Below are 13,837 nucleotides of genomic sequence, written 5' to 3' on the forward strand. Positions count from 1 at the left end.
CCACCGCACGCGCATCCGCTGCCTACCGATCGCCCGAATCGGCATGAACCAACAAGACGGCATCGGCCACCACCGTTCCGTCGGCCCCTTTATTGGACACCTCCACATAGCCCCGGTTCCCGGCGGAGAATCTGTATCGGCCGACCCGGACCCATTCGCCTCCGGTTTGTCCCGTCACGACGATTTCACCCGCCCGAATGCATGTCCGACTCGATTCCTTGCCGTCGTATACGGTGACAGGAAGCAGGGAAGAGCCGCCCGGTATTTTAGGAACGTACAGGTATACGTCGTACAGCCCTTCCGACACGATCTCCGGTACGTAGCGCACCGATTTCGGAAGCGCGCCGGCCGATCGGTCCGAAAGATAATCGGGACCGTACGCCCTCCATGGATTCGCGACCGTTTCCCATTCGCCGTTCACGACAACCGACGACGCATCGCGGTTATCGACGAAAATATCGGGCAGGCTCCCGTCTGCGAGAGGATCGCGGAGTAATCTTTCCAAGACGGTCGCGACATCGACATCCTGAACGCATCCATCGTGCCGGTCGATCGCAAGGCAGGCCGCAATGGCAGCGGACTGAGACAAAACCATGAAAACGGGTTCCATCCGGATTGATCCGTACGCGATATGGGATGCGGACAAGCACACGGGAACCAACAAATTCCCGACCTCGTCGCGCTTCGGCGTGATAGCGCGGTAGGAAATGGGGTAGGGAGCGGTGAGCCCTATCTCCACGTTCCCTTCATTCTTAACCATACCGCCGACCACATGGCGATCGCAATTGTGCGAATCCATTCCGTAAGCGGCCCAACCGACCGGATCCGGCACGACCTGCCTTCCCTCGCAATGATGCTGCGTCATGACGAGTTCGCCGACCATGCGCCGCGCTTCGCGGACATACAACTGATGAGACCAGTACCCGTTGTCGGCATACTCGTCGGCCGGATAGCCCCACCGTTGCATTTCGTGCCGAACGGAATCGGGAATACGCGGATCGTGACCGATAAAATAGAGCAGTCCTTTGGTGTAATCTTCGTGAAACTTCCTGATACGCTCCCTCTCGGAATATCCGGCCTCGGGATAATTCCAGTTCTCGCCGATCACATCCGTCGAGAACCCTCCGAAGTTATTTATGTCCGTCTTGCCGTTCGGCATTTCGTTCCAGATGAAAACATCGCGAAGCGACTGCCACGGCTGATGCCGCTTGAGCCGCAGAAGCAACTCGTATCGCTGCGGATCATAATGGTCCGGCTTGGTGATCTCCACCCTGTTTTCGGGCCGGTCGGTCAACGTAATACGGTAATTGTACGCCTGCACTTTCCGGTCGGCCGTTCCGTTGGCTTCGACCGGTTCCGGGCTGATTCCGTACAACAGTCCGCTGGACGAATCGCCCTCGATCACATAAGGGTCTATTCCGTCGGGAAACTGATGTCTGTCCATCAGCTGAACTCCATTGTAAGTCTCGCCGTAACGCCCGTTGTCCTCCCGACCGACGGAATAGCCGACTCCTGCCCGGGCCATCAGGTCGCCCTCGTAACTGCAATCGATATATACCTTTGCGCGCACTTCGCGCCGGAGTCGCCGGCTCGGCGAAACGGAATTCTCCAACCGGATGCTACGGATCATCCCGTCCGTAACGGCGGCGCTCAGGATCCGGCTCTCGTACCAAACCTCGACTCCCGCTCTCTCGATATACTCGTTGAAAACCGCCTCTGCCGCCTTAGGTTCGAAAATCCATTGCTCGAACTTGCCGTAATGCCGGCCCAGACGACGATAGAAATCGAGGGCAAGGCCCCGGACCACATATTTGTTTCCTATATCGGTATAGCCGAGCCCGCCGGAACTCATGCCTCCCAAATGCCTCCCCGGCTCGATCAACAATACGCTTTTGCCGGATTGCCGGGCCGCGTACGCGGCAATAACTCCGGCCGACGTTCCCCCGTATACGCATACGTCCACAGACTTCGATACCTTTCCTTCCAAACGCAAAGGCTCGAACAGGGCCACCGACGCCGTCAGCCAGCCGAACAACAGAACTCCGATCCGTCTCATGCGGTATTTTCTTTCGATTTATCGGTTAAGCGCCGGCTTTTCCTCCGCACGGCGACAATACAAAGTTGGCAAAAAAACGGAACGTGGCAATAACAGCCCGACAGCACGCGATTTTTCGCCGAGAAACGGAGCCGATACAGCCTTTCGCCGCAACCCTACGCCCACATACGTCGCCGACAGGACCAAACGTACGCACGGCACGAACCGAAAAACAGCCGGAAAACAAGAAGCGGAAGATATGACCGTATCTCCCGCTCTCCTTGAGTTCACACACGAGGGCTTACTCCTCGCTCTCGGCTTCTTTCATATTATGGAACACGTTGGTCACGTCCTCGTCTTCCTCGAACTTCTCGATCAGCTTCTCGATCGACTCGCGCTGCTCGGGCGTCACTTCCTTCGTATCGAGCGGAATGCGCTCGAACTCACCGCTGATCAGATCGTAACCGTGATCCTCGATGTATTTCTGAATCGCGCCGTAGGCCTCGAACGGGCCGTATATGACGATCTCCTCGCCGTCGGCGAACACTTCGTCCACCCCGCAGTCGATCAGTTCCAGCTCCAGCTCGTCCAGATCGATACCGTCCTGCTTGGTCATCTTGAAAACGCACTTATGATCGAACAGAAAATCCACCGATCCTGTCGTGCCGAGCGAGCCCCCGGCCTTGTTGAAATAGCTCCGCACGTTGGCCACCGTGCGGGTCGTATTGTCGGTTGCCGTCTCGATCACCATCGCGATGCCGAACGGAGCATACCCTTCGTACACCATCTCCTTGTAGTCGCCCATCTCCTTCGAGGTGGCCCGCTTGATCGCCCGCTCGACGTTCTCCTTGGGCATGTTGGCGGCCTTGGCATTCTGAATCAGAACCCGCAAGCGCGTATTACCCGCCGGGTCGGGACCGGCCGCCTTGACGGCTATGGCGATCTCCTTGCCGAGTTTGGTGAACGTACGGGCCATGTTGCCCCATCTTTTCAACTTGCGCGCCTTACGATATTCAAATGCTCTTCCCATAGTGTGTTCCGGTTCGTTTTTTGTTTTTCAGGAGTACAAAGCTAAGCCCTTTTTTAAAAATAGACAAAAAAAAGCGTACTTTTGTGCGGCTCAAACCGATGTGAGAATATGACTGACGAACCGATTTATCAGGCTCTCGAAGTGTTGCGCAAAGGCGGTATCATCCTCTATCCGACGGACACGGTCTGGGGCATCGGATGCGACGCGACCAACGACGAAGCCGTCGAGCGCATCTACCGGCTCAAGCGAAGCGGCGAGAAAAAAAGCATGCTCGTACTGCTGGATCACCCCGACAAAGTGTCGCTTTATATCAGGAAAGTCCCCGATATCGCATGGCAGTTGTACGAAGTGGCCGACAAGCCGCTGACGCTGATCCTGCCGGGAGCCTGCGCCGTCGCCGAGAATCTGATTCCCGAGGAGGGTACGCTCGGCATCCGGATTCCCGAGCACGAGTTCTGCAAGAAGCTGATCCGCAAGCTGAACCGGCCGCTGGTATCCACCTCGGCCAACATCTCGGGCCAGCCCGCTCCGCGCACGTACAGTGAAATTTCGCAAGATATCAGGCAGGGAGTAGACCTGATCGTCGACCCTTCGCTCGAAGGACATCCTACGCGCAAAGCCTCCTCGATCATCCGCGTAGGCCTCTCCGGCGAAGTGAACGTAATCCGCCCGTAAGCGATGATCGAAACGAAAATCCAAATGCGCTTTGCCGACGTCGATATGCTGGGACACGTCAATAACGTCAACCAGCAGCACTATTTCGACCTGGGCAAAAGCGACTTTTTCCGCCGCGTGCTCGGCATGAAGCCCGTATGGAAATCCGAGGGACTGATCATGGTCTCGACCCGCACAGATTACCGGGGACAGATTCGGATGGAAGACCCGATCGTCGTCACGACATGCGTCGACCGGATCGGTCATAAGAGCTTTACGCTCAGGCAACAGATCGTCGACACCCGCACTCGCGAAGTGAGAACCGAGTGCACGACGGTCTTAGTCGCATTCGATTTCGAACGTCAGGAATCGATCGAAATCCCTGCCCCTTGGCGCGAGAAGCTCGCTTCGTCTCTGCACGAACAATAAGGACACGGCACGAGCGAAACCTCTACCATATCCGACAGGGATTCCGGGATCGGCACATTTCATCCCCCGGAAGCGTTCCTCATTGCATAGCCTGGTACGGAATCATGATTACGACATCCGTCCGGTCGGTTAGCGACAACACACGACGATATTCATTCTTTATTCAGAATCGGCCGGTTACCCCCATGCCGGCAACCGTTCTTTCATCGATTCCTCTGTTTCCCAACGACAAGGAGCCCTGCGCCAGCCGGCCGCGACGCATCCGGTCACGCGAAAAACCGGCAAGCCCCGATTACGAAACGAGGCGGGATTCCCGCCTCGCACGCATGTGTCTCCGCTCGGAGGATCAATAGCCCAAAATCCGCATCATCGACCGGTAGCTCTGCTCTTTGGCGAACAACCGGGTATAATACTCGTTGTCGCCTTTGTCGCGGTCGATGATGATGTGCTTCGGCGCAGGGATCAGGCAATGCTGAATGCCGCCGTAGCCGCCGACGGATTCCTGATAGGCCCCCGTGTGGAAAAAACCGATATACTGCGGTCCTCCCCCCAGTTTCGGCAAAAAGATCGCATTCGAGTGCGACTCCCCGTTGTAATAGTCCTCGCTGTCGCAGGTCAGCCCTCCGAGGAAAACCCGCTGGTACTCGCGGTCCCAGTTATTGACGGCGAGCAGAATGTACCGCTGGTTTATCCCCCAGATGTCGGGCAGCGTCGTCATGAACGAGCTGTCGATCATATACCAGCACTCGCGATCGTTCTGCTGCTTCTGGTTGATGATCGAGAAAAGCGTCGCGCCGCTCTCGCCGACGGTAAACGATCCGAACTCGGTGAAGATGTTCGGCTCGTCGATTCCGGCCTGATTGCATATGTTCTTGATCTGGGCGACGATCTCCTCGGTAATGTACTCGTAGTCGTAGTCGAAAGCGAGCGAGTTCTTGATCGGGAAACCGCCTCCGATATTCAGCGAGTCGAGCTCCGGGCAGATTTTCTTCAGCTCGCAATAAACGTTCAGACACTTGCTCAGCTCATTCCAGTAGTACGCGGTATCCTTGATTCCGGTATTGATGAAAAAGTGCAGCATCTTGAGCCGGAATTTCTTGTTCCCCTTGATTTTCGCACGATAATACTCGACGATATCGTTATAACGGATACCCAGCCGCGACGTATAGAAATCGAACTTCGGCTCCTCCTCCGAGGCGATCCGGATACCGATTTTGCACCGGGTATCGATCGCCGCGTCGAGCAACTCGAGCTCCTCCTTATTATCGATGATCGGAATCGTATTCTCAAAGCCGCCGTTGACCAAAGAGGCGATGTTTTCGACATACTGCGGACGCTTGAATCCGTTGCATACGATGTAAATGCCCTTATCGATCACGCCGCCGTCGTACAGCGCATTGATGATATGGATATCGTAGGCCGACGACGTTTCGAGATTGATGTCGTTCTTGAGCGCCTCCTCCAGCACGAACGAGAAGTGCGAGCTCTTGGTGCAATAGCAATAGTTATAGCTGCCTTTATAGTCAACCTTGGCCATCGCCACATTGAACAGGCGTTTGGCGCGTTGAATCTGCGAAGTAATCTTCGGCAGATAGGTTATCTTCAGCGGCGTTCCGTATTGCTTGATTACGTCCATCAGCGGAACCTCGTGAAAATTCAGTTCGTTGTCCGTCACCGAAAACTCATCCTGAGGAAACTCGAAAGTCTGCTCGATCAGATCGATATACTTGTTCTTCATCAGTCAATTCGATTTGCTCGAACCGATCCGGATCAGCTACATCCCCAACTAAAAGCCGATCCGACTCGATTACATTGACAATATAATTAATGATGCAAAGAAGATAATTCCTTACGACAAAAACAACAATCCGACCGAAAATCCGACCGAAATAATCCGATCCGCGCGCTTCGCGCTTTTTCCGCAAGGATTTTGCGTTCCGAATTTGCAGAGCCGTTTGCTACTGTAATGAAAAAAGCATATTTTTGAAAACAATTTTAATACCTCCGAAACATGATCAACAAAATCATAGCAGAATACCTGCAAACCAACAAGCGACTGGTTGTTCCTCACTTCGGAGCGTTCATCCGAAAAGAGAACAGCGAGGCGATCGTGTTCGTGCCTTTTCTGAAAAAGGACGACGGCGTGCTCCAACAACTGCTCGTTTCCGAATACGGTATGGACTCGGCCGACGCACAGGCGGTCATAGACGAATATATCGCAGAGATCAAGGAAAGCATAGCCGCGCGGGGCGCGTACGTTATCGAAGGCGTCGGCAGGCTGATGACCGACTCCAACGGAATATGCTATTTGGAACTCGGCGCCGCGCCGGCGCAAGCAGCAGCCGTCCGGCCCGCCGATACGGCATCCCCGGTCGGCCCGGCCTCGTTCCCGGCACCATCGGCCGAGCCGGCACGGCATACGAAGATTCAGCAGCAGGCGCGTCCGACGGAAAAAACCGACAAACTCGGCGCAGCAGCAGCCTCCCCGCAATCGCCCGCCCGCAAGCCGGAGGCGCAATATCCGCCCGATACCCGCCCGAGCAACCCGGTCACTTCCCGGTCGGTGCAAGACGCCCTTTACGGCAATCCCCGTCCTACCCCCATGCAAGCTCCGGCAGACCGGCAAGAACAGACTTTCCGAACACCCATGCCGAATGTCCGCCCCGGAATCCAGCCGCCCCGGCCGCCTATGCCGCCCCAAGGACGGCCCGCCGGCACGGGATACCGTCCGTCGCGCCCGGTGGGCAGACAAGCCCCCAAGTCCAAAGCCGACGGATTCATCGTCATAGCCATTCTGGCCGCCGTAGCGGCTTTGGCCGCCATCATATTCGGGCTGACGGTCACTCACGGCGGACCCGATATCCTGCCGCTGATCGAATCCTCGTCGCCCGACACGACGCAGGTTCAGCCGATAGCGGAATAACCGTACCGAACACGTAGATTACGACCCATGGATCTGACCATAGTAAAGCAGCGTTTCGGAATCATAGGCAACAACGACGCACTGAACAGGGCACTGGAGGTGGCTTTGCGGGTGGCTCCTACCGATTTGTCGGTCCTCGTGACGGGCGAAAGCGGGGTAGGAAAGGAGTTTTTCCCTCAAATAATCCACGCCAACAGCAGCCGCAAGCACGGCAACTACATCGCGGTCAACTGCGGAGCCATTCCCGACGGGACGATCGACTCGGAGCTTTTCGGACACGAGAAGGGAGCGTTCACGGGCGCGACGGAAAGCCGCAAGGGCTATTTCGAAGTAGCGGACGGAGGCACGATCTTCCTCGACGAAGTGGCCGAGCTGCCGCACACGACCCAAGTCCGGCTGCTGCGCGTGCTGCAAACCGGCGAGTTCATCCGCGTCGGATCGTCGAAAGCGCAGAAGACCAACGTTCGGGTCGTCGCGGCGACCAACATCAATCTGCGCAATGCCATAGCCGAAGGGCGCTTCAGGGAGGACCTCTATTATCGGCTCAATACGGTCCCCATACTCATTCCTCCTCTGCGGGAGCGCAAAGGAGACATCCATCTGCTTTTCCGAAAGTTCGCCGTCGATATCGCAACGCAGTACCGCATGCCGGCCATTTCGCTGGACGAGCAGGCAAGAGAAATGCTCGAAAGCTACGGTTGGCCCGGCAATATCCGCCAGCTCAAAAACGTAGCCGAGCAGATTTCGGCTATCGAGCCGACCCGAACGATCACCGGAGAGATTCTGCGCCGCTACCTGCCCGCCGAAACCGAGCGCAGCGGCGTGCCCATGCTGACGGAGCCGTCCGCAGCCAAGGACCGCAGCGACGAGCGGGAGCTGCTGTATAAAGTGCTTTTCGACTTGCGAAGCGACATGAACGACGTCAAGCGGATGCTCGCCGAACTGATCGCCGAGCGCAAGTACGAGGCCCCGAAAAGCGACATCGCGGCTCTGCTTCCGCGCAGCAACTATCCGGTAACCTCGCCTGTCAGGCCGGCCGAAGAAATATTCACCGATACGGAAGAAGTGATCGACGAGCCTCCGCACGAGGAAATGACCAAGGAAAAAGCCCAGCGCGAAGCGATCGTCCGCGCGTTGCGTCACCACGGCGGCAAGCGCAGGGACGCGGCCCGCGAGCTTTTCATATCCGAAAGAACGCTGTACAGAAAAATGAAAGAGCTGGGAATCGACGATTCCTGCATCAAGCCATGAAATAAGCGGCCTTTCCAAAACGTTTCTCCGTCGTAACCCATCACTCGACAAAACGAAAGCGATGATCAATATAAAGAAATCGATATTGTTGATACCTTGCACTTTGCTCTTTGCGGGATGCAAGGTGACCTATTCCTTTTCCGGGGCATCCATTTCGCCCGAGGTCAAGACCGTCAGCATCCCCCGCTTCCCGAATAACGCGCTGCTGGTCGCACCCATACTCAGTTCCACGCTGACGGAGGCGCTGCAGGACCGCTTTTCGCGCCAGACCCGGCTGACGCTGGTTCCCGAAGGCGGAGACCTGAACTTCGAAGGCGAGATCACGAACTACACATCGACGCCGGCCGCCATATCGGGCAACGAGTACGCCGTCCGGAACAACCTGACGATCACCGTACGCGTCCGTTTCACCAACACGATCGATCCGTCGCAAAACTACGACAAGACGTTCTCCGCCTTCGCCCCTTACAACAGCGATCAGTTGCTCCAGAACGCCGAGCCTACGCTGATACCCGAAATCGTCGAACAACTGGTCGAAGACATATTCAACGCAGCCGTATCTCAATGGTAACACGTATAATGAAACGCCCTGTCGTTCAGCCGGCCCGGCTCGAGCGGCTGACAGACGACCAACTGGCCGACGTCCTGAAGCGTTACCCTTGGTTCGACACGGCCCGGCTGATATTGCAAAGCAGGACGACGGCCGAGGACCCGCAGCTGCGCTTGCGCCTGCAAATCGCCGGATGGCCGGAAATTCTGCTCGCCCGCCCCGACACCGCCCGGAGCGAAGCCGACGTGATCGACCGGTTTCTGTCGCGCGAATTCCGCCGCATCGTCCCCGACCCGGCGTCTTTCCCGGCGGGTGAGGACCTCGCCCGCGAATCGGTCCGCGAAGATCCCGAGCTCATCTCGGAAGAGCTGGCCGACATCTATGCGCGGCAGGGGCTTTACGCCAAAGCGAAAGAGATTTATGCCCGATTAAGTTTGCTATATCCGGAAAAAAGTGTTTATTTTGCCGAGATTATTGCCGGGCTGGACACGAAAAAGTCCGGAAAGTGAATGGGAAGAAAATTACAAACGTTTAAATAACCTTACAGGATGTATATTTTTTGCATAGTACTGATTCTGATAGCGAGTGTTCTGATTATACTTGCGGTTTTGGCCCAAAGTCCCAAAAGCGGCATGGCGGCTAATTTCGGCGCGTCGAACCAAGTGATGGGAGTCCGTCAGACGGCGGATTTTCTCGAGAAGTTCACATGGGGACTGGCCATCGCGATCGTCATCCTCAGCCTGCTGGCCACGATGACCATGCCGTCGGCCAATATCAGTTCGAGCAAAAGCGGTGTAGAGAAGGCATTGGAGCAGGCTATCGAAAGCAATCAGAATCTGCTGCCCTCGTCTCTCCCGTCCGCAGAGCCGGCAGCGAACCCTGCACCCGCAGACTCTGCAAAATAATACGAGCGAATCTCCGTAAAAAAGCATGCAGACACGCGCGTCGTGTCTGCATGCTTTTTTTTATCACCCCGTTTCGAAAGACGGAGGTACTTTTCAGAACCGCATCGCCGCATCAGAAAGCTCTGCCTTTAGCAGTCATGGCAAGCATCGGATTCCCGCAAACGCCCTGTCCCCAATACGCCGCGAACGGACCGCGGCATCGATATCGAGCCGTGGAGTCGTCCGGCATTTTCCTGCGCACCCTGTAACGCTTCTCAACAATCCGAGTTGCCGGCCGAGCTCGAAGCCTCTTTTGCCCATACCGCTATACATCAACGCCTATACGCACGACTGGATTCCGTCGCGTCCGCCATATTCACGGATCAGCGCACAGAAAAAGCCGGGGAGTCCGAAAAGCAGCTCCCCGGCTTCGTTGTATTAGGTTTTTCGCCGGATCTCACCCCGGCCGAGTACGAAAAAATTCTGTCGGCAGCCGAATCACGGCATGATCGTACCCATCGTAAAAGCCGGCTACTTGGTAACGACTTCCCAGACTTTGATCCTTCGATCCGAGCCGTCGGGGCCCTCTACATACAAGGTAACGGTCCATTCGCCGGCCTTCGGATAGCGGTGAACGGGGCAGGGTTCGTCGGCTCCGGTCCCGTCGCCGAAATTCCAGCGCCGCTTCTCGATCTTTCCTCGTGAACGGTCCTCGAAACGGATAAGCCTTCGGTCTCGGTCGATTTCCTCGAAAGACCAATCGGCCTCGATCACGGGACACAGCGAATCTTCCAGCGGCATGAGCCGGAAAGCGTTCAGAAACGACCCGTCGCGAATCATGCGGAAATCGTGCGACAGACACATGACCGGGTCGGCCTGAGGCTTATCCGTATCGAAATCGATCATGCACCACGACAGGCCGATCAGCTCGTTCTCTTCCAGCCGCGACACGACCGAACGCGAAATGCCCTCTACAGCCGCATAATCGAACGGGGTGATCCAAAACTCCATGCGAAGCGTACCGCTCTCGCCTTGCGCGAAATCGTAATCGTACGCCACGTTCGCATAGGGGAAGTCCTTGATCCACGGAGTCGAGCCCCACACCATAGCCCAATCCTTGCCGGGCTGTACCGGAGTGAAGATATGGTAATTCTGCGCATGCGCTCCGTGTCCTTTGAAATGAAGGTCCGAGACCGGCAGCTTGTTCCGATTGCCGTTGTCCTCCTTGATGAACGGCCCTCCGGACAGGTCGGCATCGACCACCAATTCGAAAATATCCTGCCGCAGCCCCTCATCGGCAAAGTCCCAGCAGTCGTCGTAGGCCTCCACGTAGAAATAGAGACGATTCTCGCCGGCCACCCAGCCGACCTTCACCGTCAGGTCGAACTCGCGCGGATCGAGTCGAGCTCCCCGCCCGCCGTGCGTATCGTACAGCTCAGACAATCCGACCGAATAAGAGTCGGGCACGATTTCCCAGTCCGAGAAATCGCCGTCGATGCGCGGAATCGCCGTACGCGGAAACTGGAAAACCTTGTACTCCTTATCGGGACGGGCGAACGCCCATGCACGAGGCGAGACGACGCAAGCCAATACAATAAAAAACAAACAATTAATCCTTTTCATCGAATCATTTTATTCAGATAATCCACGTTCTGTTCGCGAAAACGCCGAAAGGGCCTCGCGAAAACTCCGGCCGCCGAACAGGCGACGATTCCGGAACTCATTCCGCAAAAGCCTCGTCGCACATCGACTGAGGCAGATCGCCGGGCGAGCTTCCCCAATCGCGGTTCGGCCGAGCTCCCATTTCGAAAGTCAGGGTCGCATCGCCGCCGAAAAGCTCCTCGTGGCTCAGCCAGTTTTTCGTGAAGGGCCGTCCGTTGAGCGAAGCCGACCGGATATAGCGGTTCTCGCGCGAAACGCCGTTCGCTCGGACCGTCAGCACGCCCCGCCCGTGACGAAGCTTCACCTCGGGGAAAATGGGCGTGCCGACGAAATAGACCGCCCGCCCGTGCGTTACCGGGTAGAAGCCCATCGAGCTCATCACGTACCAAGCCGACATCTGCCCCGTATCGTCATTGCCGCAGATTCCTTCGGGCGAAGCATCGTACAGCGTGTAAAGCACGTCGGCGATCCGCCGCTGGGCTTTCCACGGCTCGCCGGCATAATTGTACATGTACAGCGTGTGGTGACCGGGCTCGTTCCCTTGGGCGTACTGTCCGATCAGGCCCGTAATGTCCGGCGCCGGATTGTCGCCGTGTATCTCGGAGCTGACCGTGAAGAGCGAGTCGAGTTTGGCTACGAAAAGCTCCCGTCCGCCGAACAAATCGATCAGTCCCTTTCCATCGTGCGGCACGAAAAACGTCCACTGCCACGAGGTCCCCTCGCAGAAGTCGTCCCCCTCGCGGTAATGATTCGACAGAAACGGGTCGAACGGCGTGCGCCAGCTTCCGTCGGAAAGCCTGCCTCGCATGAAGCGCAGCGAACTGTCGAACAGATTGCGGTAACGGCCGGCGCGCTCGATGTAGCGCTCGTAATCCTCCTCGCGACCCAGCATGCGCGCCATCTGCGCGATGCACCAGTCGTCGTAGCAGTATTCGAGCGTCTTCGACACGGAAGTGATCTCCAGATCGCAGGGCACATAGCCGTAGCGGTTGTAATGACGCGCGCCGCGGAACGCTTTCAGGAAATAGCCGAAGGTATCGCGGTCGGACGATGCTTTCATCGCCTCGTACAGGGCCTCTACATCGAAATCGCGGATTCCCTTGCTATAGGCATCGGCTATCACCGGCATCGAATGGTACCCGATCATGCACATATTCTCGACTCCCGCAAGCGTCCAGATAGGCAACTGGCCGCAATGGCGATAGTGCTCGAGCATCGTTTTCATCAAATCGCGCGTGACGTCGGGCCGCAGAATAGCGATCAACGGATTCTGCGCCCGGAACGTATCCCACAGACTCAACACGCCTGCGAAATAGCGGAAGTCGCCCCGGTACACTTTCGAGTCGGAGCTCCGATACTCTCCCGTCACGTCGGAATAGAGCATAGGGTAGAGCATAGCGTAATAAAGGCTGGTATAGAAAACTTCCCGGCGGGACGGTTCCCCGCCCTCGATCCGAACGGCTGACAGCTGCTCGTTCCACGCACTATAGGCGGAGGAGCGCACCCGGTCGAAGTTCCAGCCTTTGATTTCGGCCGACAGATTTTCCCGGGCCCCTTCCATGCTGACCGGAGAAATCCCGACACGCGCCACGAGCGGTCGTCCGTCCCGGCCACCGAAATTCAGCACGGCCCGGACATCCGTTCCCTCGAGCTCGCGAATCCCTTCGACCGACCGCCCATGGTCGAAAAAGCGGCACGAACGGATCGGCTCCGAAAACTCCGCATAGAAATAGACATGCTGCTCGGGCGCCCAGCCGTTCGAGATGCGGAACCCGCGCACGGTGCGCTCGTCGACCCACTCGAGCCTCGAGACCTTCACCGTATCGAAATCCTCGTCGGCGAATATCGTCGTCGAGTGCTGACAACCGTGCTTCAGGTCGACGATCAGCTGCCGCGCCGCGCCGTCCGGATAAGCATACCGGTGCATGCCACAGCGGGAAGTCGCCGTCAGCTCGGCCTCGATGTCCGAGTCGAGCAGCCTGACCCGGTAATACCCGGGCTCGACATGCTCCTGCTCATGCGAGAAACGGCTGCCGACACGATCGGGATAAACCTCCAGCCGCTGCCATGCGCTATCCGCCACCGGGAAAAACATAATGTCCTGAAAATCGGTTCCGCCGCCGCCCGACTTGTGCGTATGGCTGAAGCCATAGATCACATCGTGGTCGTAGTGGTAGCCCGACGAGGTGAAATAGGTGTCGGGACCGAGCTGCACCATCCCGAACGGAGCAGCCGCCACCGGCACGACGCAGCCGGCCGCCCCGGTTCCCATCATCGGACGGACGAGGGAAGCGGGCTCCGCCCCGGCGGCAAGCGTCGCCGCATACAGCGGCATCGCAGCCGCCAGAATCATTTTATGGTAATCCATACTGGTATCTCGTTTCAAAGGAACGGGGCCCGCCCGCAAGGCAGGCCCCGC

The 13,837-nt window shown here is 57.2% G+C and carries 12 protein-coding genes; 7 read left to right on the plus strand and 5 right to left on the minus strand.

The annotated features are described in order from the left end of the window. Positions 1 to 22: 22 nt before the first annotated feature. Positions 23 to 2,056, minus strand: a complete 2,034-nt coding sequence (locus tag NQ491_RS01640; RefSeq protein WP_019245092.1) for an FAD-dependent oxidoreductase — start codon at positions 2,054 to 2,056, stop codon at positions 23 to 25. A gap of 280 nt (positions 2,057 to 2,336) precedes the next feature. Next, positions 2,337 to 3,065, minus strand: a complete 729-nt coding sequence (locus NQ491_RS01645) for a YebC/PmpR family DNA-binding transcriptional regulator (RefSeq protein WP_019245091.1) — start codon at positions 3,063 to 3,065, stop codon at positions 2,337 to 2,339. 108 nt (positions 3,066 to 3,173) lie between these two features. Here NQ491_RS01645 and NQ491_RS01650 point away from each other — a divergent pair, with 108 nt between their 5' ends. Beyond that, positions 3,174 to 3,740, plus strand: a complete 567-nt coding sequence (locus NQ491_RS01650) for an L-threonylcarbamoyladenylate synthase (protein ID WP_019245090.1) — start codon at positions 3,174 to 3,176, stop codon at positions 3,738 to 3,740. A 3-nt stretch (positions 3,741 to 3,743) separates the two neighbouring features. Further along, complete coding sequence (locus NQ491_RS01655) at positions 3,744 to 4,148, plus strand: acyl-CoA thioesterase (protein WP_019245089.1); 405 nt, start codon at positions 3,744 to 3,746, stop codon at positions 4,146 to 4,148. A gap of 346 nt (positions 4,149 to 4,494) precedes the next feature. On the opposite strand, the gene NQ491_RS01660 is transcribed toward NQ491_RS01655, so the two are convergent. Next, positions 4,495 to 5,886: a type III PLP-dependent enzyme domain-containing protein gene (locus NQ491_RS01660; protein ID WP_019245088.1), complete on the minus strand. Its 1,392-nt coding sequence runs from the start codon at positions 5,884 to 5,886 to the stop codon at positions 4,495 to 4,497. Between the two features lie 273 nt (positions 5,887 to 6,159). On the opposite strand from NQ491_RS01660, the gene NQ491_RS01665 reads away from it, so the two are divergent. From NQ491_RS01665 to secG, 5 genes are all read left to right on the plus strand, one after another. After that, the gene (locus NQ491_RS01665) at positions 6,160 to 7,071 is read left to right on the plus strand and encodes a hypothetical protein (protein WP_026089520.1); all 912 of its coding nucleotides are present in this window, start codon (positions 6,160 to 6,162) and stop codon (positions 7,069 to 7,071) included. A 27-nt stretch (positions 7,072 to 7,098) separates the two neighbouring features. Next, on the plus strand, positions 7,099 to 8,322 hold the full coding sequence (locus NQ491_RS01670) for a sigma-54 interaction domain-containing protein (protein WP_019245087.1): 1,224 nt from the start codon (positions 7,099 to 7,101) through the stop codon (positions 8,320 to 8,322). Between the two features lie 61 nt (positions 8,323 to 8,383). Next, a complete protein-coding gene (locus NQ491_RS01675) occupies positions 8,384 to 8,893 on the plus strand; it encodes an LptE family protein (protein ID WP_019245086.1) in 510 nt (169 codons plus the stop codon). 8 nt (positions 8,894 to 8,901) lie between these two features. Further along, entirely contained in the window at positions 8,902 to 9,381 is a 480-nt protein-coding gene (locus NQ491_RS01680) for a hypothetical protein (RefSeq protein ID WP_019245085.1), read from the plus strand. A gap of 39 nt (positions 9,382 to 9,420) precedes the next feature. Beyond that, positions 9,421 to 9,777, plus strand: a complete 357-nt coding sequence (secG, locus tag NQ491_RS01685; RefSeq protein ID WP_019245084.1) for a preprotein translocase subunit SecG — start codon at positions 9,421 to 9,423, stop codon at positions 9,775 to 9,777. 510 nt (positions 9,778 to 10,287) lie between these two features. Here the strand turns inward: secG and NQ491_RS01690 are convergent. Then, complete coding sequence (locus NQ491_RS01690) at positions 10,288 to 11,379, minus strand: PKD domain-containing protein (RefSeq protein WP_026089519.1); 1,092 nt, start codon at positions 11,377 to 11,379, stop codon at positions 10,288 to 10,290. Between the two features lie 97 nt (positions 11,380 to 11,476). Continuing rightward, positions 11,477 to 13,786, minus strand: coding sequence for a GH92 family glycosyl hydrolase (locus NQ491_RS01695; protein WP_019245082.1), 2,310 nt, complete (start codon positions 13,784 to 13,786; stop codon positions 11,477 to 11,479). Positions 13,787 to 13,837: the final 51 nt, after the last annotated feature.

This window comes from Alistipes ihumii AP11 (genome assembly GCF_025144665.1).
Taxonomy (GTDB): domain Bacteria; phylum Bacteroidota; class Bacteroidia; order Bacteroidales; family Rikenellaceae; genus Alistipes_A; species Alistipes_A ihumii.